Origin of the sequence: Paracoccus sigandri, assembly GCF_003709565.1 — a bacterium.
GTDB lineage: Bacteria > Pseudomonadota > Alphaproteobacteria > Rhodobacterales > Rhodobacteraceae > Paracoccus > Paracoccus siganidrum.
In genome coordinates this window covers 43,673-65,186 of record NZ_QNRC01000023.1, presented here as the reverse complement: position 1 = coordinate 65,186, position 21,514 = coordinate 43,673, and the positions used below count along the sequence as shown (strand labels likewise).

23 protein-coding genes are annotated in these 21,514 nt (G+C 67.8%); 15 read left to right on the top strand and 8 right to left on the bottom strand.

The window, feature by feature from the left end:
- The coding region (locus tag C9E82_RS24610; protein WP_122449399.1) for an AsnC family transcriptional regulator at positions 1-103 on the bottom strand (103 nt) is incomplete at its 3' end.
- 109 nt (positions 104-212) lie between these two features.
- Here C9E82_RS24610 and C9E82_RS25430 point away from each other — a divergent pair.
- Complete coding sequence (locus C9E82_RS25430) at positions 213-464, top strand: hypothetical protein (RefSeq protein ID WP_119896958.1); 252 nt, start codon at positions 213-215, stop codon at positions 462-464.
- Between the two features lie 346 nt (positions 465-810).
- Here C9E82_RS25430 and C9E82_RS24830 read toward each other — a convergent pair whose 3' ends face one another.
- Entirely contained in the window at positions 811-1,293 is a 483-nt protein-coding gene (locus C9E82_RS24830) for an AraC family transcriptional regulator (protein WP_205962133.1), read from the bottom strand.
- A gap of 156 nt (positions 1,294-1,449) precedes the next feature.
- On the opposite strand from C9E82_RS24830, the gene C9E82_RS17720 reads away from it, so the two are divergent.
- Positions 1,450-2,217: an SDR family NAD(P)-dependent oxidoreductase gene (locus C9E82_RS17720; protein ID WP_205962134.1), complete on the top strand. Its 768-nt coding sequence runs from the start codon at positions 1,450-1,452 to the stop codon at positions 2,215-2,217.
- 78 nt (positions 2,218-2,295) lie between these two features.
- Here the strand turns inward: C9E82_RS17720 and C9E82_RS17715 are convergent, their stop codons facing one another.
- Genes C9E82_RS17715 through ssuD form a run of 4 tightly spaced genes read right to left on the bottom strand, consistent with a single transcriptional unit; the run spans position 2,296 to position 6,194 of the window.
- Entirely contained in the window at positions 2,296-3,144 is an 849-nt protein-coding gene (locus tag C9E82_RS17715; RefSeq protein WP_205962135.1) for an ABC transporter permease, read from the bottom strand.
- Positions 3,137-3,970 carry an ABC transporter ATP-binding protein gene (locus tag C9E82_RS17710; RefSeq protein ID WP_205962136.1) on the bottom strand — a complete coding sequence of 278 codons (834 nt, stop codon included), beginning with the start codon at positions 3,968-3,970 and terminating at the stop codon, positions 3,137-3,139. The genes C9E82_RS17715 and C9E82_RS17710 overlap by 8 nt, the downstream gene beginning before the upstream one ends.
- Positions 3,971-3,973: 3 nt before the next feature.
- Complete coding sequence (locus C9E82_RS17705) at positions 3,974-4,993, bottom strand: ABC transporter substrate-binding protein (protein ID WP_119896960.1); 1,020 nt, start codon at positions 4,991-4,993, stop codon at positions 3,974-3,976.
- Positions 4,994-5,021: 28 nt separating this feature from the next.
- Positions 5,022-6,194 carry an FMNH2-dependent alkanesulfonate monooxygenase gene (gene ssuD / locus C9E82_RS17700; protein ID WP_240643431.1) on the bottom strand — a complete coding sequence of 391 codons (1,173 nt, stop codon included), beginning with the start codon at positions 6,192-6,194 and terminating at the stop codon, positions 5,022-5,024.
- Between the two features lie 311 nt (positions 6,195-6,505).
- Here ssuD and C9E82_RS17695 point away from each other — a divergent pair, with 311 nt between their 5' ends.
- The 3 genes from C9E82_RS17695 to C9E82_RS17685 are packed head-to-tail and all read left to right on the top strand — an operon-like array spanning position 6,506 to position 10,567.
- Positions 6,506-8,740 (top strand): rhamnan synthesis F family protein, encoded by a 2,235-nt coding sequence (locus C9E82_RS17695; protein WP_122449339.1) that lies wholly within the window; start codon positions 6,506-6,508, stop codon positions 8,738-8,740.
- Entirely contained in the window at positions 8,733-9,866 is a 1,134-nt protein-coding gene (locus tag C9E82_RS17690) for a DegT/DnrJ/EryC1/StrS family aminotransferase (RefSeq protein ID WP_119900808.1), read from the top strand. Before C9E82_RS17695 ends, C9E82_RS17690 begins: the two co-directional genes overlap by 8 nt.
- The gene (locus C9E82_RS17685) at positions 9,863-10,567 is read left to right on the top strand and encodes an LbetaH domain-containing protein (RefSeq protein ID WP_119900809.1); all 705 of its coding nucleotides are present in this window, start codon (positions 9,863-9,865) and stop codon (positions 10,565-10,567) included. The genes C9E82_RS17690 and C9E82_RS17685 overlap by 4 nt, the downstream gene beginning before the upstream one ends.
- Here C9E82_RS17685 and C9E82_RS17680 read toward each other — a convergent pair.
- Positions 10,527-12,095, bottom strand: coding sequence for a glycosyltransferase (locus C9E82_RS17680; protein WP_119900810.1), 1,569 nt, complete (start codon positions 12,093-12,095; stop codon positions 10,527-10,529). The genes C9E82_RS17685 and C9E82_RS17680 overlap by 41 nt on opposite strands.
- Positions 12,096-12,573: 478 nt before the next feature.
- Here C9E82_RS17680 and C9E82_RS24605 point away from each other — a divergent pair, with 478 nt between their 5' ends.
- Positions 12,574-12,732, top strand: a complete 159-nt coding sequence (locus tag C9E82_RS24605) for a hypothetical protein (RefSeq protein ID WP_170162179.1) — start codon at positions 12,574-12,576, stop codon at positions 12,730-12,732.
- Between the two features lie 67 nt (positions 12,733-12,799).
- Here C9E82_RS24605 and C9E82_RS24825 read toward each other — a convergent pair whose 3' ends face one another.
- A complete protein-coding gene (locus tag C9E82_RS24825; RefSeq protein ID WP_170162178.1) occupies positions 12,800-13,033 on the bottom strand; it encodes a hypothetical protein in 234 nt (77 codons plus the stop codon).
- Here C9E82_RS24825 and C9E82_RS17675 point away from each other — a divergent pair.
- The 9 genes from C9E82_RS17675 to C9E82_RS17635 all read left to right on the top strand — a co-directional run bounded on the left by C9E82_RS17675 (position 13,020) and on the right by C9E82_RS17635 (position 21,474).
- Complete coding sequence (locus C9E82_RS17675; RefSeq protein ID WP_240643689.1) at positions 13,020-13,547, top strand: DUF3016 domain-containing protein; 528 nt, start codon at positions 13,020-13,022, stop codon at positions 13,545-13,547. The two genes, C9E82_RS24825 and C9E82_RS17675, sit on opposite strands and share 14 nt — an antisense overlap.
- A 197-nt stretch (positions 13,548-13,744) precedes the next feature.
- On the top strand, positions 13,745-14,968 hold the full coding sequence (locus C9E82_RS17670; protein ID WP_119900811.1) for a GTP-binding protein: 1,224 nt from the start codon (positions 13,745-13,747) through the stop codon (positions 14,966-14,968).
- 127 nt (positions 14,969-15,095) lie between these two features.
- Positions 15,096-16,259, top strand: coding sequence for an S-(hydroxymethyl)glutathione dehydrogenase/class III alcohol dehydrogenase (locus tag C9E82_RS17665; RefSeq protein ID WP_119900812.1), 1,164 nt, complete (start codon positions 15,096-15,098; stop codon positions 16,257-16,259).
- Complete coding sequence (locus C9E82_RS17660; RefSeq protein WP_119900813.1) at positions 16,256-16,918, top strand: DUF1826 domain-containing protein; 663 nt, start codon at positions 16,256-16,258, stop codon at positions 16,916-16,918. The genes C9E82_RS17665 and C9E82_RS17660 overlap by 4 nt, the downstream gene beginning before the upstream one ends.
- A complete protein-coding gene (locus tag C9E82_RS17655) occupies positions 16,918-17,211 on the top strand; it encodes a DUF6525 family protein (RefSeq protein WP_122449338.1) in 294 nt (97 codons plus the stop codon). Before C9E82_RS17660 ends, C9E82_RS17655 begins: the two co-directional genes overlap by 1 nt.
- Before the next feature lie 295 nt (positions 17,212-17,506).
- Complete coding sequence (locus C9E82_RS17650; protein WP_221035997.1) at positions 17,507-18,259, top strand: GntR family transcriptional regulator; 753 nt, start codon at positions 17,507-17,509, stop codon at positions 18,257-18,259.
- A gap of 153 nt (positions 18,260-18,412) precedes the next feature.
- A complete protein-coding gene (locus C9E82_RS17645) occupies positions 18,413-19,585 on the top strand; it encodes a succinate--CoA ligase subunit beta (protein ID WP_170162025.1) in 1,173 nt (390 codons plus the stop codon).
- A complete protein-coding gene (gene sucD, locus C9E82_RS17640; protein WP_119897316.1) occupies positions 19,585-20,463 on the top strand; it encodes a succinate--CoA ligase subunit alpha in 879 nt (292 codons plus the stop codon). The genes C9E82_RS17645 and sucD overlap by 1 nt, the downstream gene beginning before the upstream one ends.
- 27 nt (positions 20,464-20,490) lie before the next feature.
- A complete protein-coding gene (locus tag C9E82_RS17635; protein WP_119897315.1) occupies positions 20,491-21,474 on the top strand; it encodes an NAD(P)H-quinone oxidoreductase in 984 nt (327 codons plus the stop codon).
- Positions 21,475-21,514: the final 40 nt, after the last annotated feature.

Below are 21,514 nucleotides of genomic sequence, written 5' to 3'. Positions count from 1 at the left end.
TCGACAGCCCGACCCGCCGGGCCAGCTCGGCGATCGGGATTCGGGCGTTTTCGGTCAGTTCGGCCAGGATCCTGCGGTCCTGCGCGTCCAGTTCCGGCTTCATCCTGAAAATCGCCCTGTTTTTGTTCCTTCCGCCTGGCATCCGGCCCATCTTCAGGCACATCGCCTGGGAAACATCTGCTAGACCTGCCGCATCGAGTAAGGAGATCGGCATGGCCCCTGTCAACCCCGCCCCCTTTTCCACGCAGGCGAAATTCGCCGATGAAGCGGCGCTTCTGGCCGGGCTGGTCGCGCAGGCCGGGCTGGACGGGGCGGCGCGCGCCGCGATCGCTGCCCGCGCCGCGGGCCTGGTGCGCCGGATCCGCGCCGAGACCCGTTCGGCCATCCGCGTCAGCGGGCACAAGCCGATGGTGATCTGCATGAACGAGGCGGCCAGCACCAGCGCGGCCAGCAGGCCCAGATAGGGCAGGAGATTGCGGAAGAAGGCCTGGCGCGCCTGTTCCAGGTCCTCGCGGTCGGTGGCCACGACGATGCGCAGCGGAACCGGATCGGGACCGCGCCCGACGACAAGGCTGCGCTCGATCGCCAGCAGGGATCGGTCGCGCGGCACCTCCAGCGCCAGGACCCGCCGCGCGCCCGCAGGCGCCGCGTCCTCGACCGGCAGCACATGGTCCCACAGCGACCGCGAGTGCAGCATCTGGTCGCCCAGCCAGATCTGCCAGGAATGCCCCGAGAAGGGCCGGTCATAGAGCGGGTCGCGCGGGAACGCCCGAAGACGGGGCGGGCCGCCGTCCTGTTCGACCATCGCGATCAGCGACAGTGCCCGGTCGTCCAGATCGGCCAGCGCGACCCGCTCGACATGCCGGTCGAACAGCACCGCCAGCCCGATCGCCGCGCCGGCCAATGCCGCCAGAACCGCCGCGCCGCCGGCCAGCAGCAGCCGCGCAGCGGGCCGGTCCAGAAGGCAGTCGCGACGCGGCATCGATCATATCCGGCGCCAGCGCGTAATAGGGGTGCGGCGGGGCTGGCATCAACGATCTGGCTGGTGGTCGGCACATCGGCGGTGATCAGCAGCGCCTCGCCCGCGCCATAGTCGAAGCCGGTGGTCCCCATCGTCACCCGCTTGCGGCCCTGCAGGCAGATCGCGACCAGCGGCTTCTGCACCGCCACCTGCAATTCGCCGGGATGCAGGATCCGCACCGCGCCAAGCCCATGATAGGGTGTCGGCGCGAAGCCGAAGCGATCGGCATGGGCATCGGCGTGGCGGCGAACAAGGTCGAGAAGGCTGCGCATCGATCGGGTCCGGGCAAGGGGCTTGCGGCATCAGGCAAGGAATCCGGCCATTCCTGCAAGGGGTATCCGCCGGTTTCGCGGAAACAGGCAAGACTGCGCGAGGAACGGGCAACCAAAGCCGGGCGCGTTGCGCCATGTTCTTCTCATCCGCTCAACATGAGGAAAGGACATGAGCAAGATCGCATTGGTCACCGGCGCCACCGTGGCCTCGGCCGCAACACCGCGCTTTCGATTGCCCGCCATGGCGGCGACGTCGTCCTGGCCTATCGCGGCAATGCCGCCCAGGCTGCCGAGGTCGTCACGGAAATCGAGGCCCTGGGCCGCAAGGCGGTGGCGCTGCAACTGGATCTCTCAAGGGTGGCAGATTTCCCCGCCTTCGCCGACGCCCTGCGCGACAGGCTGCGCCAGCTCTGGGGCCGCGACAGTTTCGACCATCTTGTCAACAATGCCGGCCATGGCGAATTCGCCCCGATCGATGAGACGACCGAGGCGCAGTTCGATGACCTTTTCGACGTGCATGTGAAGGGCGTGTTCTTCCTGACCCAGGCGCTGTTGCCGCTGATCGCCGATGGCGGGCGGATCGTGAATTTCTCGACCGGGCTGACGCGGTTTTCCCATGCCGGCTTCGCGGCCTATGCGGCGGCGAAGGGTGCGGTCGAGGTGCTGACCCGTTACATGGCGCAGGAATTCGGACCGCGCGGCATCGCCGTGAACGCTGTCGCCCCCGGTGCCATCGAGACCGATTTCGGCGGCGGCACCGTGCGCGACAACCCGGATGTGAACGCCAGGTTTGCCGGGCTGACCGCGCTTGGCCGGGTGGGCTTGCCCGACGATATCGGCCCGATGGTGGCTGACCTTCTGTCCGACGACAACCGCTGGGTCACCGCGCAGCGGATCGAGGTCTTGGGGGGCCAGGCGATCTGAGCCGGAAACGGCCGCGCAAGGCAGGATGAAGGCGGGCGGGTTGCGGCCCGCCCGCCTGATCCGGTGCTGCGCGACCGATCAGCGCTGCATGCCCCAGCGCCGCACGGTCAGCGTTTCCAGCAGCCGGAACACCACGCCTTCGATCACAAGCCCGATGATGATGACCATCGCCAGGCCCGCGAAGACCTTGTCGGTGTAAAGCTCGTTGCGGTTGCGGAAGATGAACCAGCCCAGCCCGCCGGACGAGGACGACACGCCGAAGACCAGTTCTGCCGCGATCAGCGTGCGCCAGGCGAAGGCCCAGCCGATCTTCAGCCCGTAGAGGATCGAGGGCAGCGCCGCCGGGATCAGGATGCGCACCACATAGGCCGGCCCCTTCAGGCCATAGTTGCGCCCCACCAGCCGCTGGGTTTCCGGCACCGAATCGAAGCCCGACAGCGTGGCCAGCGCAAAGGGCCACAGCACGGCATGGGTCAGCACCACCAGCAGGCTGCGCTCGCCCAGCCCGAACCACAGCATCGCCAGCGGCAGAAGCGCGATGGCGGGCAGCGGGTTGAACATCGCGATCAGCATCTGCAGCCCCTCGCGCACCAGCGAGTTGACGATCGCCAGCGACACCAGCACCAGCGCCAGCAGGCTGGCGAAGACATAGCCCTTCAGCAGCACCGCCAATGAGGTCCAGGCCGCCAGCAGGATGTTCTCGTTGCGCAAGGCGTCCCACAGTGCCCCCATCGTGGCGGTGAAGGTGGGAAACAGGATCGGCTTGTCGGCCAGCACGGCCGCGACCTGCCAGATCGCCGCCAGCGCCAGCAGCACCACCAGCTTGCGGCCGAGCCCGGAACGTCGCAGCTGCGCGGCGGCGCGGGCGCCCGGTCCCGGCGCGGCAGCCGCGTTTTCCGCAGGCCTGTCCGGTGCAAGATCAGTCACGGGCGGGCTCCTTCGTCGGGGTATCGGCATGTTCGCGATCGGGGGCGAAAAGGATCTGATGCACCTCTTTCGCGACGCGCTCGAAGGCGGGGCTTGCCAGGTCGTCCCAGCCGAAGCCCGACGTGTCGAAACTGGCCACGGTCCGGCCGGGATGTGCGCTGAGCAGATGCAGGCGGGTGCCGATCAGGATCGCCTCCTCGATGGAATGGGTCACGAACAGCAGGGTGAAGCCGATCTCCTCGGCCAGGCGCAGCAGGTCCTCCTGCAACTGCCGCCGGGTCAGGGCGTCCAGCGCGGCGAAGGGTTCATCCATCAGCAGGATGTCGGCATCGGTCACCAGCGCCCGCGCAATCGCCGCGCGCTGCTTCATCCCGCCCGACAGCGTATGGGGATAGGCGTCCATCGCCCGCGCCAGGCCGACGCGGCGCAACGCGGCCTCGGCCCGCGCGCGGATCTGTTCGCCGGGCAGGTCGCGCGCGATGCGCAGGGGAAATTCTACATTCTGGCGGACGGTTTTCCACGGCAGAAGCTGGTCGAATTCCTGAAACACCACAATCCGGTCCGGCCCCGGTCCCCGCACCTCGCGGCCGCGGATGCGGATCGCGCCGCTATGCGGCTTCACGAAGCCGGCGATGGATTTCAGGATGGTCGATTTCCCGCAGCCGGAACGACCCAGAAGCACCAGCCTCTCGCCCTCGCCCACCGTCAGCGAGACATCCTCGACCGCGCGGACGCTGCCCCTGTCGGTCTGGTAATCGATGGTCAGCGCGGCGGCCTCGATGACCGGGACCGCTGCCTTGACCGTCATGCCTGACATCGCGTTCATGGCTCAGCTGCCGTCCTCGTCATGCAGATCCTCGAAGGTATAGTCCTTCCAGCTGTCGGCCTTTTTCTTCAGCGCCCCGATCCTGTGCAGGAAGTCGGCGAAGATGAACGAGCCGGCCGGCACCAGCGTGAATTCGGATTCGGGCGATTCCAGCAGCGACAGGACGAATTCCGGCTCCAGCCGCGAATTTTCGACCCGGATATAGGTCTCGACCGCCTCCGCCTTGTTCGCCTCGATCCAGGCCGAGGCTTCGCGGAAGGCCGCAAGGAAGGCTGCATAGGTCTTGGGGTTCTGCTCGCGGAACTCGACGGTCGCGTAGACATAGGTGGGCGTGATCGGCTGCCCCAGAACCTCGAACGAGGAAAACACCCGGTGGATGCCCTCCTCGCGCAGGGCCTGTTCCTGGAACGGGGTGTTCGACAGATGCGCCGTCACCTCGGTCGAGCCGGTCAGCAGCGCCGCCGTCGCGTCGGGATGGGGCAGGCCGACCGTCAGATGGTCCAGCGCGTCGTGCCTGCCCTCGCCGAATTCCTTCTCGGCCGCGATCTGCAGGATCCGCGCCTGGACCGAGACGCCGACCGCCGGCAGGGCGATCTTGTCGGCATCCGAGAAGTCGCGCAGCGTCCTGATGTCGGGGTTGTTGGTGATCAGGTAGTTCGGCTGATGCGCCAGCCCGCCGATGATCCTCACCCCGCCATCGGTGCGGTCCCACAGCGTCAGGAACGGCCCGATCCCCGCCGCGCCCACGTCGATCGAGCCGGAAAGCAGCGCGTCGTTCACCGCGTTGCCGCCGGAAATCTTGTGCCATTCGACCTCGATCCCGTCCAGCCCCTGCTGGGCGGCGTGCTTTTCAAGCAGGTTCTGGTCGCGGATGACATGCAGCGGCAGATAGAGCGTGCCGAACTGCTCGGACAGGCGGATCCTGCCCTCGGCAAGGGCGGGCTGGGCGGCGCTCAGCGCGGCCAGGGACAGCGTGGCCAGGGTCAGGGCGGCGGCTTTGGCCAGCCGCGAAAACAGCGTCATGTCTTGCTCCATTTGCGTCGGATCCGCATCAGCCCTGCGCGGCAAGCTTCGAGCCGCCATAGGCGCCGACCGAGAATTCGTTGGGGATCTGGTCATGCAGATCCTGGCCTTCGGCATTTATGCCCAGTTCGGGGAACAGCAGTTCGGCCACCCGATAGGCTTCCTCCAGATGCGGGTAGCCAGAGCCGATGATGGTGTCGATGCCGATGGCCTGGTATTCGCGCAGCCGCTCGGCGATCTGCTGCGGCGTGCCGACGAGCGCGGTGCCCACGCCCACGCGGACAAGGCCCACGCCCGCCCACAGGTTCGGCGCCACGACCAGCTTGTCGCGCCGCCCGCCATGCAGGGCGGCCTGCCGTTTCTGGCCGACGGAATCCATCTCGTTCTGGAACCGCTTCCAGGCGCGCTCGATCTGTTCGTCCGAGATGTTCTCGATCAGCCGGTCCGCGGCCGCCCAGGCTTCCTCCTCGGTCTCGCGGACGATGAAATGCAGGCGCATCCCGAAGCGAAGCCTGCGTCCGTGCCGGGCCGCGGCCTTGCGGGCCGCATCCAGCTTCTCGGCGACCTGCTCCAGCGGTTCGCCCCAGGTCAGATACATGTCGACGGCCTTGCCGGCCAGATCCTGCCCCGCCTCGGACGAGCCGCCGAAATAGAGCGGCGGATGCGGCTTGCCGACCGGCGGAAAATCGACCCGCGCGCCCTTGACCGTGTAGTATTCGCCGTCGAAATCGACCGTCTCGCCCGAGACCATGCGCTTCCAGATGTCCAGGAATTCGTCGCCCTGCCGGTAACGCTGGTCATGTTCCAGAAAGATGCCGTCGCCCGCAAGCTCGGTCGGGTTGCCGCCGACGACGACATTCAGCAGCAGCCGTCCGTTGCTGAGGCGGTCCAGCGCCACCGTCTGCCGCGCGGCGAAGGCCGGAGAGGTGACGCCGGGGCGCAGCGCCACCAGGAATTTCAGCCGCTCGGTCACGGTGGCAAGCCCAGTGGCGGTGATCCAGCTGTCCTCGCAGCTTTGCCCGGTCGGCAGAAGCACGCCCTCGAAACCCAGCTGGTCGACGGCGATGGCGACCTGCTTGAAGTAACGGAATTCCGGCCGGCGGCTGAGGTGGTCGGTGCCAAGATATGTCCCGTCGCCATGGGTGGGGATGAACCAGAAGAAGTTCAGCGGTCTTTCGGTTCGGTCGTCTGGCTGGGACACGAGCGGGCTCCATGATGGGTGGATATGCCGCGAACAGTAACACAGGGGGTTTTCGTTGTCGTAGCACGGCCATCCATATTCCATTGATCCGAAAGAACAAAACTTTCGATATTTCGGGTCGCGCAGCGAAATGCTTCTGTCGGCGCGGCGGCTTGATCGGGCAGCATCGGCAAGCCCAGGCAGATCGGCGGGTCCTCGACCTGGACCGCCTTCGGCCTGCAACCGCATCGAGGCGAGAGGTTCAAGCTTCCCTGACCGGGCGATCCTCATGTATTCAGCCGGAATGGAGCAATTGCGCTCCTTTCCGGGGAATGCTGATCTTGGCCGAACTCAACGACGATCTGTTCATCCATATCAGCGTGAACGCCACCCGGACGAACCGTGAAAGCTGGGGCGACACGCAATATGCCGAGGGTCTTGCCCGCGCGATCCGGCAGGTTTCCGGCTGTGACAGCGCGGTTTTCTTCCGCGGCGAAAGCCCGGAACCTACCGGCAAACGGGATGTCGTGCTGCGGATCATCGGCCCGCACCTGGAAGAGCCGGTGCCGGGCCTGCCGAACATGCTGTGGATCATCAGCCCGCCGAACCTGGCGCCCTCGGCCATGCTGGCGCGCTATCAGGCGGTGTTCAGCGCCTCGCGATATCTTGTCGATCTGCTGCGCGCGGTGAACATCAAGGCGGAATACATGTCGCAGGCGACCGAGAGGGGGCACTTTCACCCGTCCCGCAGGCCCGCGGACGCGCCGGATATTCCGGTCGCCTTCGTCGGCGGATTCGCTGCTCGGGTCGACCGGCGCACCGTGCTCTATGCCGTCGAGGCCGGTTTCGACGTGCATATCTGGGGGCCGGGCTGGGCGGGCGCGGTCCCGGAAAGGCATATCAAGGGCGAACGGCTGGAATATGACCGGCTGGCAGAGGTCTATGCCTCGTCCAGGGTCGTTCTGAACAGCCACATGTCGGTGATGCGCAGGCTGGGCTTCATGAGCAACCGCAGCTTCGATTCCATTGCGTCGGGGGCCTATGTCGTCTCTGACCGGATCCCCGGATTCAGCGCGCCCGAACTGCCGGAACTTGTCCAGATCGACGACCGGAACGGGCTGGTCGAAACCCTTTCGCGGCTGATCGACCAGCCGCCGCTGGATCATGCGGCAAGGCTGGCCCTGCATGGAAGGCTGGTGGCGGGTTTCGACTTCGGCTCCAGGGCGGAACGCCTCGTCCGTGCCGCCCGCGATCTGCTGGCGGAAGGGCGCCGGGCCGCGCCGGCCTTCCGGCCCAACCCGACCGGCAAGGCGAAGGGCGGGACGGCCATATCCGTCCGCCTCAGCGTTCCGGCGGCATCGGCCGAGACCCAGGAACGGGGGCTGATCGCGGCGGCGGAAGAAATTCTGTCATTGGCGGCGGCGCTGGAACAGCCCGGCGGGGTTGATCTGCTGCCCGCCGATCCCGCGGCGGCCGAGGGGGTGATCCATCCGCTGATGGCCGATCTGCGCGAGATGCAGGCCCTGGCGGCGGCGCCGTTGACGCCGGAAGCGGTGGGGCGCATCGACGCGCTTGTCGCCCGTGCGCGCCGGCTGCACGAGGAGCGGACCGACCGGACATCGCCCTTCACCCCGCGGATCGCGCGTCGGAACCGCGATTCGATGCTGATCCGCGTCATCGGCAATCAGCCGCTCTGGGCGCACAACCCGGAAGGCTACAGCCGCGAGACCCGCAAGCCCCATGTGATGCTGCGGCCCCGCCGGGACGCCGTGCCGTCCGAGCCGCCGGTCGGGGTCTTCCTGCATCTGTTCCATGATGATCTGGCCGGCACCTTCGCCGAACGGCTGGCGGTCATGGATACGGCCGCCCGGATCTATGTCTCGACCGATACCGAGGCGAAGGCCGATCGCATCCGGGCCAGCCTGCCCGATGCCGAGGTCCGGGTCCTTCCGAACCGCGGGCGCGACATCTGGCCGAAGCTCTACGGCTTCGGCGATGCGCATGACCGTCACGAGGTCGTGCTGCATCTGCATGGCAAGAAATCCACCCATGCGGCCCGGCTGAACGACTGGCTTGCGCATATTCTCGATTGCCTGCTTGGTTCGCGCGAGGACGTGAACCGCATCCTGTCGATGTTCCGCACGATCCCCGGACTGGGACTGGTCACGCCGGTCGCGTTCCGCAGCGTGATGGCGGCCGCGCATTGGGGGGCGAACCGCGACATCGCCCGCGAACTGGCTTTCCGCATGGGCCTGCGCGGCGCGCTTCCGGCGAATGACCGGCTGCAATTCCCGGTCGGGTCGATGTTCTGGGGACGGGTCAGCGCGATGCGGCCCTTGCTGGACCTGAAGCTGCGGCCCGAGCATTTCCCGCCCGAGGCCGGCCAGGTCGACGGCACGCTGGCCCATGCGATCGAGCGGATGCTGGGCGTGGTCTGCACCGAGACGGGGCACAGCATCCTGCCGGTGACGGGAAGCCGCCACGGCCTTCACGCGCGCTATCGGAAGCAATATGGCAGCAATCGCGCGTTGCGCGAAGCGCTGGAGACGGGGGAATTCGATGCCTGAGGCCGATGTCGTGACCATTGGCGCGCCGATGCTGCCCGATCCCGCCCGCCTTGCCGCGCTGATGGGCGAGGCGATCGGGACGGGCTGGCTGGCCAATGGCGGCGTGCTGCATTCCCGGCTGGAACGGGCGCTTGCCCGCGACAATTGCCGGCCCGGCCAGAGCCTTGCGCTGGTTTCCTCGGGCACGACGGCGCTGATGCTGGCCCTGCGGCTGGGGAACCTGCCCGAAGGGTCCGAGGTCATCACCTCTCCGCTCAGCTTTGCCGCCACCGTGCAGGCCATCGCCTGGTGCGGCTTTCGCCCGGTTTTCGCCGATGTCGACCCCGACACGCTGACCCTGTGCCCGCGCGCGGTGGAGGCGGCGGTGACGCCACGGACGGCGGCCGTCCTGCCGGTGCATTTCCTGGGCGTGCCCTGCGATGTCGCCGGGCTGGCGCAGGTCGCGCGGCGGCACCGGCTGTGGCTGGTCCATGACGCGGCCCATGCGTTCGGGGTGACGCTCGATGGCCGGCCGATCGCCGCTTTCGGCGATGCCAGTGCCTTCTCGCTTCATGCGACCAAGGTGCTTCATACCGGCGAGGGCGGCTTTGTCGTCACCGGCGAAGCGAGGGCGGCGGAAAGATTGCGGCGGCTGAGGAATTTCGGGCTCGAGGCCGGGCGCATGGCAGGCCCCGGCATCAACGGCAAGCTGTCAGAGATGCAGGCGGCGATGGGACTGGCGCTGCTGCCGGATCTGCCGGCCGAGATCGCCGCCCGCCATGCCCTGCGCGCCCGCTATGACGCGGCGCTGGCCGGGCTTTCCGCGATCCGGGTGCCCGAGGGGCGGGCAGGGGCCAGCCCGGCGCTGACCACCTATGCCCTGCGGATGGATGCCGGGTTGCGCGCCCGGCTGCACTGGACGCTGGCCGAGGACCGGGTGCTGGCGCGGGACCATTTCCCGTTGCTCTGCGGTCCGGGCACGGCCTGGCCCGACGCGCCGATCGTGACCACCGCCCCCGCGCCGGTCGCGCCGCTGGTCGGGCCAGAGGTGCTGTGCCTGCCCTTTTATGGCCGGGTTTCGGACAGGGATGCCGACAGGATCGCCGCAATCGTCCGGCGTGTCGCTGATGAGGAGGAACGCGCATGAAATCCACCACCGAATTCGACGAGATCACCGTCTTCGGCGCACGGGGCCACAGCCTGATGATCCTGCGTAACATGGAGGAATACTGGCGCGGCCGGGTCCGTATCCGCGCGCTGATCGACGATATCGAGAACGGTTTCAGTCATCCCGGTCTCGGGGTGCCGGTGATTTCCTCGGCCACGCGCCTGCGGGACTATGCTGACCTGCCGGTATTGCTGACCGTCACCAGCACCTCGTTGCGCAAGCGCGTGGCAGCGCAACTTGCTGACGAAGGCGCGACGCTTGCCACCGCCATCTGTCCCGAACGGCCGCTGGTTGATCCGGTGGTGGATTATGGCGCGGGCTGCGTTTGTCTTCCCACCACCCGTATCGGGCCGGATGTCCGCATTGGCGCGGGCACGATCGTGCTGTCATCCCTGATCGCGCATGATGTCGAGATCGGCGATTTCTCTACGCTGGCAGGGGAATCCTTTGTATCTGGGCATGTAAAGATTGGCGCACAGGTGAACATCGCGCCGCGCGCGGTGATTTCCAACGGGCGCCGGACACGCCCGTTGCGGATCGGCGATGGCGCAGAGATTGGAACCGGCGCCGTCGTCGTGCGGGATGTCGCCTCCGGAGAACGGCTGATCGGGAACCCGGCCATGCCGATCCGCAACTGGGTCAAGTTGCAGCGGCTGTTGTCGTCTTCGCAAGGCGGCTGAGCAACGCATCGGCATAGGGCGCGAAGGCGGTCTCGGCCTTGATATGCCTGCGCAGCGCGCGGCGGCGGGCCGCGCTTGATGTGACGGCGCGCCCGGCAGCCGCCACGAAGGCCCCGACATCGCCCGGCGGCACGAAGTCGCCTATGCCATCGGTCATGCCGATGATGCCGATATCGGCCGCATAGCCGACAAACGGCGTGCCGGTGGCGGCGGCATGGATCACCGTGGTCGGCCCCGGATCCTGCCGCGAGGTCAGCAGATAGACATCCGCCGCGCGATACCAGGCCAGCGAATCCGCCACGAAGCCCGGCAGGGTCAGCTCCAGCCCAGCCGCCAGCGCCTGGTCGGCCAGTTCCCGCGCCCAGCCGTCCAGCGCCCCCAGCCAGATGAAGCGCGCCTCTGGATGGGTCTCGGCCAGCCGCGCCGCGGCTTCCAGAAACAGGTCGAAGCCCTTGCGCCGGTCCGCATGGCCCCCGCCGATGAAGACCGGCCCGCCTTGCCGTCCGCGCCATAGCCGCATCCGGCGGAAATCCCGCAGCGACGCCTTCGGCAGGATCAGGCCGGGGCGCACAGCTTCCAGCGGGCCAAGCTCATCCGCCAGGGCCTCGGCCATGCGCGGCATCGAGGCGATCAGCCGCGCGCCAGCGGCCTGTGCGGACCGCAGATGAGGCACGAATCCCTGGTCACGGATGTATTCCGCCATTTCATGCATCAGCAGCAGCGCGGGATGCCCGGCGCGGGCCGGCGCCGCCGCCATGTCCGCTGCCGCGGCAGTGTTCACCAGAACCGGGCTGCGCGGGGGAAGCCCTTCGACCAGCCCCTCCCAGTCCCAGCCTTCCGCCAGGATCAGGGCCGGGCCCAACTGGCGGAACCTGTCGATCAACGGCCCCGCCCTGTGCAGGGCAAAGACCGGCTGCCAGCCGCGTTCCGCGAAGGCCCTCGCCAGATCAAGGGTCAGGATCGGCACCCCGGCGGGCTGCGCATCGTGAAGGCAGAACAGAACGGATCGTGTCAGGCCCCCGGTCAGCCCGGCCATCGTTTCGCATGACAGGGACCGGCTGCGCGGATGGGGCAGGGGCAAGAGCCCGAGGCCCTGACCGGTGGTCACGAAATGCCGGAAGGGATGGCGCTGGTCCAGCGCAAGATAGCAGCGCTGATAGAAACCGGCATCGAACCCGGCCGAGGGCGAGCGCACTTCGGCATCTCCATGCTCGATGAAATGCAGCGCGGCGGCTGCCCCCAGGCCCGCCAGGTCGGGATATGTCGAGAGGTAGTATCGGGGATCGATCAGCGGATGCGGCTGCCGCAGCCTGCCGCGCCCGACCTGCCGCAGAAAATCCTCGGCCGCGGTGCGGGCCCCCTCCGCCTGCCATTGCGGATAGCGCTGTTTATAAAAGCAGGTCGAGAAATACGGGCCGGGATCGAAGCCCATCCGGTCGCCCTCGGCGATGAAATGGCGCAAGGCGTCCTTCTCGCCCACCGCGTATCTCTGCCGGTAGAATTCCGCATCGAAAAGAAGGTCGTACATGGCTGCTATCCTGTCCCAGGCCAGGACATGTCCGAGGCGCCCCGGCCGGGAAGGCGGATGATCAGGCGCCGCGTCCTGCTGCGGGGCGGATGGTTGTGCCGCGGGACCATTCCCAAGATAGAACCCTCCACGAATCGTTGTCCCTTGATAGAAGAAGGATGTTTGCAATCAAAGGTCTAGCCGCGACTTATTCTCTGGTGGCGCCTTGGAGATTCAGGACTTCGGCAACCGGGGTGGCCTGGGCGCTTTCGGGCGTGTTCCTGCTGCGCCAAGGCCTCGGCGGATTATCGCGACCCTGCGGCCACAGCGGGAACCCGCCAAGCGCAATTCAGGCAAGTGGCTTGTTTTCGCTTGGTGATTTTCCGGGGGTGGCCATCGTGCCGAGGATCGAGCAGATCGGGTTGGCCGTCCCGCGCTGTTCACCCTCCTTCGGGTCAGGGCGGAAGGCGAAACGAAATTGCAATGGAGTTTGAACGCAATGTCCATTCAACGCAAACCCCTGCGTGCCTTTGTCGCGATCGCCGCGCTTGCCACCACCACGGCTCTGGGCGCGTGCAAGGAAGAAGGTGCCGGGGGCGACGCCGCAATCAGCGATCCTGCCGCCACGGAAGCCCCGGCTCCGGCCCCGGTCGAATAGGTTTTCGCCTTGGCGGAAAACGCCCCGAGTTCAAACATGGCTGAGTGCCGGGGTCGCTGACAGATCGTCAGCGGCCCTTTTTCCTGGGATCGAGGGCCATCCCAGCCCTGCGCCGGATCATACGCAACTGAGTTGCGCAACGCTGATCCTGTCGGAGAACATTTTCCAACCCGTCAAGATGGGCAGGCTGCGACAGGTTGGTGAGGCAGCTGGCCCGCGCGGCTTTGCATTCCGGCGCGGCCGCCACCATATCGGCGAAGATGCAGACCCATGATGCGGAGGTCACCATGCTCAGGGCCATCTGTCTGTCCGCCGCGCTCGCGCTGCCCGTGCTGGGGATCACGCCGCTTCCGGCCGCGGCCGAGGTCGCCGTCACCTATGCCGCCCCCGACAGGTTCCGTGATCGCGAATTCCGGCAGGCGCGCAGCCGCGCATCGGCGCTGGCCGAGTTCGACAGGGAATTCGCGCGGCTGGCGGCGCGCTATCTGCCCGCCGGGCAGGATCTGGCGATCGAGGTGCTGGACATCGACCTTGCCGGGGATTTCGAGCCCTGGAACGTCGATCATCGCGATGTCCGCATCCTGCGCGACACGACCCCGCCGCGGATCCGCTTGCGATATACCCTTGCCAAGGGCGGGCGGGTGCTGGCGCAGGACGAGGTCCGTCTGACCGATCTGAACTACCTCTCCGACCCGGCCGCGCGCAACAGCGGCAAGCGCTTCGCGCATGACAAGCGCCTGCTGGAGGACTGGTTCAGGAAGACATTCGCCATCGCGCCCGCGGACCGCTCGCCTTCCCGAACCCCCGGCGCATAGCGGCCGCCCCGTCTCACTCGGGCCCGTCTCGCTCGGGATCGGCCACGCTCACCTGCGCCTCGCCCGATCGCGATCCGCAAATGAACGCTGCCCAGGGCGTGCCGTCGCACGTTCCTGGCCGGGCCAAGGAAGGGCATTGCGGCGCTTTCTGATTCCCGTTATCAGTAACGTAATAACATTACGTAAATGAGGATGCCATGCCCGCCAGCCAGCAAAAGCGCGACCAGCGCCTGCCCGTCACCGTCCTGTCCGGTTTCCTGGGGGCGGGCAAGACGACGCTGCTGAACCATGTCCTGAACAACCGCGAGGGCCGCCGGGTGGCGGTCATCGTCAACGACATGCCCGAGGTGAACATCGACGCGGACCTGGTGCGCGACGGGGCGGAACTGTCGCGCTCCGAGGAAAAGCTGGTCGAGATGACCAATGGCTGCATCTGCTGCACCCTGCGCGACGACCTGCTGGTCGAGGTGCGCCGCCTGGCCGGCGAGGGGCGCTTCGACTATCTGCTGATCGAATCCACCGGCATCGCCGAGCCGCTGCCCGTGGCGGCGACCTTCGATTTCCGCGATGCGAATGGCGACAGCCTCTCGGACGTGGCGCGGCTGGACACGATGGTCACGGTGGTCGATGCGGTCAACCTGACGAAGGATTTCTCCAGCCACGACTTCATCGCCGACCGGGGCGAATCCTTGGGCGAGGGTGACGAGCGCACGCTGGTCGACCTGCTGACCGACCAGATGGAATTCGCCGATGTCGTCGTGCTGAACAAGATCACCGAGGCCGGCCCCCAGCGGCTGGACCAGGCGCGCCGGATCGTGCGGGCGCTGAACCCCGACGCGAGGCTGATCGAGACCGATTTCAGCCGCGTCGATGCCGGGGCGATCTTCGACACCGGGCTATTCGACTTCGACCGCGCGCATCTGCATCCGATGTGGGCCAAGGAGCTTTACGGTTTCGAGGACCATGTGCCCGAGACCGAGGAATACGGCATCTCCTCCTTCGTCTATCGCGCACGGCGGCCGTTCCATCCGCAGCAGATCCACGCCGTCCTGAACGGCGATCTGCCCGGCGTGATCCGCGCCAAGGGGCATTTCTGGATCGCGAGCCGCCCGAACTGGGCGGTGGAGTTCAGCCTTGCCGGGGCGATCTCCAGCGTCAGGCCCCTGGGCGGCTGGTGGGCCTCGGTGCCGCGCGATCGCTGGCCGACCCACCCGGACTCCCTGAAGGAGGTCGCAAAGCTGTGGCAGGAACCCTGGGGAGATCGCCGGCAGGAACTGGTGTTCATCGGCGCGGGCATGGACAAGGCGGCGCTGACCGCCCGGCTGGATGCCGCCCTGGTCGAGGCCCGGGACTTCACGCCGCAGGCCTGGGCAAGCCTGCCCGACCCCTTCCCGCAATGGGGCCAGCGCCGCGTCGCCTGAGCCCGCCGCGGTGTCAGACATTGGGATGAAAGGCGGCAAAGGGGTCTTGCAAGACTGATAGGTAATAACATTACTGTTTGTGATCCACGCTGCCCCCAGAGACGCCCCAACTGACAGGAGAACCGCCATGAAGACCCGCGCCGCCGTTGCCTGGGAACCGAACCGCCCGCTGGAGATCGAGGAGATCGACCTCGAAGGCCCCAAGGACGGCGAGGTCCTGGTCCGCATCGTCACCACCAGCCTGTGCCATACCGACATGTTCACGCTCTCGGGTCGCGATCCCGAAGGGCTGTTCCCCGCCGTCCTGGGCCATGAGGGCGTCGGCATCGTCGAGGAGATCGGCCGCGGCGTCACCTCGGTCAGGCCGGGCGACCATGTCATCCCGCTCTATACCCCCGAGGACCCGGACTGCCCCTATATCAGGTCCGGCAAGACCAACCTGTGCCAGACCATCCGCGAGACGCAGGGGCGCGGCGTGATGCCCGACGGCACGTCGCGTTTTTCCTGGAAGGGCAGGATGATCCATCACTACATGGGCACCAGCACCTTCAGCGAATATACGGTCCTGCCCGAGATCGCGGTGGCGAAGATCTCGCGCGAGGCGCCGCTGGCCAAGGCCAGCGTGATGGGCTGCGCGGTGCCGACCGGCATGGGCGCGGTGCGGAATACCGCGAAGGTCGAGCCCGGATCGACCGTGGCGGTCTTCGGCCTCGGCGCGGTCGGCATGGCGGTGATCCAGGGCGCGAAGATGGTCGGCGCCGGCCGCATCATCGGCATCGACACCAATCCGAACAAGTTCGCGCTGGCCCGCAGCCTGGGCGCGAATGACTGCATCGACCCCGCGGATTTCCAGCAGCCGATCCACCAGGTGGTCATCGACATGACCAATGGCGGCGTGGACTATTCCTTCGAGTGCATCGGCAATGTGGGCGTCATGCGCTCGGCGCTGGAATGCTGCCACAAGGGCTGGGGCGAATGCACCGTGATCGGCGTCGCCGGCGCGGGCGAGGAAATCTCGACCCGGCCCTTCCAGCTGGTCACCGGGCGGGTCTGGCGCGGCTCGGCCTTCGGGGGCGTGCTGGGGCGCAGCCAGCTTCCCGGCATGGTCGACGAATGGCTGCGCGGCGATTTCGACGTCGATCCCTATATCACCCACAACATGACGCATGAGCAGATCAACACGGCATTTGATCTGCTACACGCGGGAAAGTCGATCCGCTCGGTCATCCATTATCAGCCGCAGGAGACGATGCGGGTCAACACGCTGGCGGGGATCATCATAGACGCATGACGGAAACCGATATCGCCATCCCGCAAGACCCCCATGGCATCGAGGCAGGGGACATCCGCGAATCCGCCAGCGGGCTGGTCCTGCAGCAGGTCGCGCAGCCGGGGGTCGGCGCGGCGGTCTGGCGCCGCCGCCGCTCGCCCGCCTTCGCCGAATGGGTCGAGACCATTCCCGCCGGACAACTGCCGGCGCTGCGCGCGCTGGTGGATGTCCGGGTGGTCGAACGCTGCATCCATGCCGCCTGCGACCTGTCCGGCTTGCCCGGCGGGACGATGCGCGACCTGCTGGCCAGCGACGTGGCGGCGCTGGCGCTGGTCTTCGCGCAGATCATGGGCAATCCGCTGCTGCATATCCGGCTTGAGGCGGTGACGACGGATGCCTGCCGGAAGTTCCACATCGACCAGATGCCCGCGCGGCTGCTGTGCACCTATCGCGGGCCGGGGACGCAATTCGGGCTGGCCGACGGAAGCGGCCAGGTCGTGCCGGCCGGAGAGATGCGGACCGGAGAGGCGGCGATCCTGCGCGGCGCCCTGTGGCCCGGCAAGGAGGTCACGCGGCTGCTGCACCGCTCGCCGCCCATCGCCGACAGCGGCGGGGTGCGGCTGCTGCTGGTGCTCGACCCCGCCATGGAGCCCGCCGACCGGGCGCGCAGGCTGCACTGATGCGCAGAAACCTTGTCACCTCGCTGCGCCGCCGGCGCAGGCCCTGTCCGATCGAGGAATATGACCGCCTGCCGCCCGAGCTGCGCAACTGGCTTGCCCAGGCGGCGCTGCCCTGGAGCCCGCATTCCGCGCTGCGCCTGTGGCGGAAGTACCTGCGCGAGAGCGCGGGAAACACCAGCGCCGCGCGCCAGCGCCTCGACATGATCGAGGCGCGGATGCTGGCGAAGGACGCCCCCCGGATCTGGGGCCTCGCCCCGCCCCCGGCGCGAAGCGGCCCGCCCGCGCCTGCCTGATTGCCCGCCCGCGACGGCCTTCGCGCATCCCAGGTCATTACGGATGCGGCCCCGATCCAACCCGTCGATGACCGGCGCAGACGGCCGAAAAGCCGGCCTCATTCGGGCCTTGCGCGCTACGGCGCGGGCGATAAAGGGTCATGGATCGGCACAAGTGACTTGGACAGCGGCAAACCGCAGGATAAATATGGTGCATTAGATCTGGATCGGCCAGCATCCTCGTCCGTCGTTCCGCGTGAATTGAAAGGATCAAGTGAAGATCATGTCGAAGCGCCCGAATATCCGATCTGGAGTTGTGTCTCCGCCGACTTCCAGCATCCCGGAGGGGGGCGATCGTGCCGCTTCCGGCGACGGCGGGGACCAGAACCACATACGGCTTGGCATCGCGCCGCTGGCGGCGAATCCCAGCCTGCGCGACCTTGCATATGAAGCCATCAAGAACGCCATCACCGGCATGGACATCTATGGCAGCCCCGAGGAATTCCGCCTGGACGAACGGCAGCTTTCGCAGGACCTGGGGGTCAGCCGCACGCCGATCCGCGAGGCGCTGACCATCCTCGAACAAGAGGGCTTCGTGCGGACGGTGCCGCGCCGCGGCGTCTTCGTCGTGCGCCTGTCGAAGCAGCAGATCATCGAGATGATCACCGTCTGGGCCGCGCTGGAAAGCATGGCGGCCTATCTGGCCGCCGACCGGGCCAGCAGCCGGGAATTGCGCATGTTGCGCAAGCTGTTCGAGGAGTTCGAATGCGCGCCGGATTCGGAGCATATGCACGAATATTCCGAGGCGAACATCAAGTTCCACCAGATGATCATCCGCCTGGGCGACTGCCAGCTGCTGGCCGAGATGTCGGCGAATCTGCTGATCCACGTGCGGGCCATCCGCAACGTCTCGCTGCGTCAGGACAACCGCGCCGAGCGGTCGCTGACCGAGCATATGCAGATCATCGACGCGCTGGAGGCCCGCGACGGCGAACTGGCCGCGCGGCTGGTCCGCCAGCACACGCTGGGGCTGGCCGCCCATGTCGACAAGCACGGACTGTTTTCCTAGCACGACTCGCGCAATGCCCCGCGGCGACGGCATCCGCCCGGCCGGCAGGACGGTGCATGGTTGACCGTTTGTGAAATCTGGTGTACCAAATACCAATGCATCTGCAGCCGCGAGACGGGCTCGGGCAGCCGGATGGACAGGGGGGGTACGCCGATGGACTTGCCGGAATACCAGGCCAAGGAAATACTGGCCCGCTATGGGGTCGCTGTCCCCGAAGGCGCCCTGGCGCGCAACGCCATCGAGGCCGAGGACCGCGCGCGGGCGCTGAGCTGCGAGAAATTCGCCGTCAAGGCACAGATCCATGCCGGCGGCCGCGGGCTGGCCGGCGGCGTCCGCTTCGCCGCGACGCCAAGCGCGGTCAGGGACGCGGCCGACGCGCTGATCGGCACGCATCTTGTCACCGAGCAGACCGGGCCGGCAGGCGAGGAGGTCGACCGCGTCTGGGTCGAGGCGGCGGTGGACGACCGGCGCAGCCTCTACATCGCCTTCGTGATCGACGCGCGCGAGCGCAGGGCACAGCTGTTCGGCGCGCGTGACGGCGGGGTCGCCTTCGAGGCGAGGGCGCAAAGCGATCCCGGCCTGATCGAGTCGCTGGAACTGCCGCCCGACGGCGATCTCTCGGGCGTCGATGTGGCGGGCTTCCTGGATCGCCTCGGCCTCGACGGCGCGGCCGCGCCGAATGCCGCGGCGCTGGTCGCGAAGCTGGTGCGCGCGGCGATGGAAACCGACGCGCTTCTGGTCGAGATCAATCCGCTGGCCATCCTTCCCGACGGGCAGGTGGTGGCGGTCGACGCGAAGATGGTGATCGATGACAGCGCGCTCTATCGCCACCCGGAATTCGAGGACATCGCCCGCGCGGCCCCACGCGACAGCTATGAGCGGGTGGCGCGCGAGAACGACATCAATTTCGTCAAGATGGACGGCGATATCGGCGTGGTGGTCAACGGCGCCGGGCTGGGGCTGGCCACCAACGACATGCTGATCGACGCGGGCGGCCGGCCGGCGAATTTCATGGACATCCGCACCACCGCCACCAGCCTGCAGATCGCCCGCGGAATCGGCGTGCTGCTGGGGGATCCGGCCGTCCGGGCGATCCTGGTCAACGTCCATGGTGGCGGCATGACGGTCTGCGACACGGTGGCCGAGGCGATCTGCATCGCCTATTCGCGCAGCGCCCGCAAACCGCCGATCGTGTTCCGCGCGGCGGGACAGAACGCGGCCTGGGCGCGCAGGATCATGACGGACCGCCGCCTGCCCGTCGAGCCTTTCGACGACATCGGCGGCGCGGTGAGGCGCGCAATCGCGCTGGCGAAAGGAGCAGGGTGATGGCGGTGCTGCTGGGCAAGGATACCCGCGTCCTGGTGCAGGGGATGACCGGGCGGGCAGGGACCTTCTATACCGATCTGGCGATGCGCTACGGCTCGACCTATGTGGCCGGGGTCCGGCCCGGCAAGGCCGGCACGACGCATCTGGACCTGCCGGTCTTCGACGGGGTGCGCGAGGCCGCCGAGGCGACCGGGGCCAATGCCAGCCTGGTGCTGGTGCCGCCCCACAAGGCGGCGGCGGCGATGATCGAGGCGATCGAGGCCGGCATCGGCCTGGTCGTCTGCGTGACCGAGCGGGTGCCGGTGCATGACATGCTGCGGGTGCGGGCGGCGCTGAACGGCTCCGAGACCCAGCTTGTCGGCCCGAACAGCCAGGGCGTGCTGGCGCCGGGCCTGTGCAAGATCGGCGTCATGTCGACTGCCGATGCCCAGCCGGGCCGGGTCGGCATCGTGTCGCGATCAGCCTCGCTGACCAGCGAGATCGTCGCGCAGACCACGGCCGCGAAGCTTGGCCAGTCGACCACGATCGGCGTCGGCGGCGACCCGATCCACGGCATCGGCTTCCGCCGCTGCCTGGAGCTGTTCAAGGACGATCCGGCCACCGAAGGCGTCATCCTGATCGGCGAGATCGGCGGCAGCGAGGAGGAGGCCGCCGCGGATTATCTCGCCTCGGTCGATTACGGCAAGCCGGTCGTCGCGCTGGTCGTCGGACGCCATGCCCCGGCGCAGCGCCGGATGGGCCATGCGGGCACGCTTGCCGTGCTGGGCGGCGGCACGGCCGATGCCAAGCTGCGGCGCCTGCAAGAGGCCGGCGCGGTGATCGCGCGGAACGCCGACGAGGTCGCCGGGCTGATGCGGAAGGCCCTCGGCCCCGCCTGACCGGCCCAGGAGCAGAGGGAGAGCGATATGATTCCAGAGACTATGTCCGCCATCGTCGCGCGCGAGCCGGGCGGGCCCGACCTATTGCAGCCCGCCCGCCGGCCGGTGCCGGTGCCCGGTCCGGGCGAGGTGCTGATCCGCGTCGCGGCCGCCGGCGTCAATGGCCCGGATCTGGTCCAGCGCAAGGGCCAGTATCCGCCGCCCAAAGGCGCCTCCGACCTTCTGGGCCTCGAGGTTTCGGGCGAGATCGTCGCGGTGGCAGAGGGCGCCGGCCCCTGGACCAGGGGCGAGCATGTGACGGCGCTGACCAATGGCGGCGGCTATGCCGAATATGTCGCGGTCGACGCGCGGCATTGCCTGCCGATCCCCGATGGCCTGGACAGGATCGACGCCGCCGGCCTGCCAGAGGCCTGTTTCACGGTCTGGAGCAACATCTTCCACGGCGCGGCCGTCGCGCCGGGCAAGCTGTTCCTGGTTCACGGCGGGGCGGGCGGCATCGGCTCGATGGCGATCCAGCTGGGCGCCGCGCTTGGCCTGCGGGTCCTTGCGACCGCCGGCTCGGCCGAGGATTGCGCCTTCTGCCGGGATCTGGGCGCCGAGCGCGCCATCGATTTCCGCGACGAGGATTTCGTCGGGATCACCCGCGAGGCCGGGGGCGCGGATATCATCCTCGACATCATCGGCGGCGACTATGTCGCGCGCAACATCAAGGCGGCGCGCCACGATGCGCGGATCGTCCAGCTGGCCTTCAACAAGGGCTCGAAGGTCGAGATCGACCTGATGCCCGTCATGCTGAAGCGGCTGGTCTATACCGGCTCGACGCTGCGCAGCCGCGCGCCCGAGTTCAAGGCCGAGGTGGCCGAGGCGCTGAAGGCGCGGGTCTGGCCGCTGTTCGCGCAAGGGAGGCTGCGGCCTGTCACCCATACGGTGCTGCCCTTGGCCCAGGCGGGGCAGGCCCATGCGATGATGGAAGCCGCCGGCCATCGCGGCAAGATCCTGCTGCGACCCTAGGCCGGGACGGCTTCCCGGCGTTCCGCCCCGGCGCAACCGC

Bases quoted from the DNA above. Each gene is read 5' to 3' on its own strand.
- C9E82_RS25430 (WP_119896958.1), top strand. From the start codon at position 213: ATGGCCCCTGTCAACCCCGCCCCCTTTTCCACGCAGGCGAAATTCGCC.
- C9E82_RS24830 (WP_205962133.1), bottom strand. From the start codon at position 1,293: ATGCGCAGCCTTCTCGACCTTGTTCGCCGCCACGCCGATGCCCATGCC.
- C9E82_RS17720 (WP_205962134.1), top strand. From the start codon at position 1,450: ATGAGGAAAGGACATGAGCAAGATCGCATTGGTCACCGGCGCCACCGT.
- C9E82_RS17710 (WP_205962136.1), bottom strand. From the start codon at position 3,970: ATGAACGCGATGTCAGGCATGACGGTCAAGGCAGCGGTCCCGGTCATC.
- C9E82_RS17705 (WP_119896960.1), bottom strand. From the start codon at position 4,993: ATGACGCTGTTTTCGCGGCTGGCCAAAGCCGCCGCCCTGACCCTGGCC.
- C9E82_RS17695 (WP_122449339.1), top strand. From the start codon at position 6,506: ATGCTGATCTTGGCCGAACTCAACGACGATCTGTTCATCCATATCAGC.
- C9E82_RS17690 (WP_119900808.1), top strand. From the start codon at position 8,733: ATGCCTGAGGCCGATGTCGTGACCATTGGCGCGCCGATGCTGCCCGAT.
- C9E82_RS17685 (WP_119900809.1), top strand. From the start codon at position 9,863: ATGAAATCCACCACCGAATTCGACGAGATCACCGTCTTCGGCGCACGG.
- C9E82_RS17680 (WP_119900810.1), bottom strand. From the start codon at position 12,095: ATGTACGACCTTCTTTTCGATGCGGAATTCTACCGGCAGAGATACGCG.
- C9E82_RS24605 (WP_170162179.1), top strand. From the start codon at position 12,574: ATGTCCATTCAACGCAAACCCCTGCGTGCCTTTGTCGCGATCGCCGCG.
- C9E82_RS17675 (WP_240643689.1), top strand. From the start codon at position 13,020: ATGCTCAGGGCCATCTGTCTGTCCGCCGCGCTCGCGCTGCCCGTGCTG.
- C9E82_RS24825 (WP_170162178.1), bottom strand. From the start codon at position 13,033: ATGGCCCTGAGCATGGTGACCTCCGCATCATGGGTCTGCATCTTCGCC.
- C9E82_RS17670 (WP_119900811.1), top strand. From the start codon at position 13,745: ATGCCCGCCAGCCAGCAAAAGCGCGACCAGCGCCTGCCCGTCACCGTC.
- C9E82_RS17665 (WP_119900812.1), top strand. From the start codon at position 15,096: ATGAAGACCCGCGCCGCCGTTGCCTGGGAACCGAACCGCCCGCTGGAG.
- C9E82_RS17660 (WP_119900813.1), top strand. From the start codon at position 16,256: ATGACGGAAACCGATATCGCCATCCCGCAAGACCCCCATGGCATCGAG.
- C9E82_RS17655 (WP_122449338.1), top strand. From the start codon at position 16,918: ATGCGCAGAAACCTTGTCACCTCGCTGCGCCGCCGGCGCAGGCCCTGT.
- C9E82_RS17645 (WP_170162025.1), top strand. From the start codon at position 18,413: ATGGACTTGCCGGAATACCAGGCCAAGGAAATACTGGCCCGCTATGGG.
- sucD (WP_119897316.1), top strand. From the start codon at position 19,585: ATGGCGGTGCTGCTGGGCAAGGATACCCGCGTCCTGGTGCAGGGGATG.
- C9E82_RS17635 (WP_119897315.1), top strand. From the start codon at position 20,491: ATGATTCCAGAGACTATGTCCGCCATCGTCGCGCGCGAGCCGGGCGGG.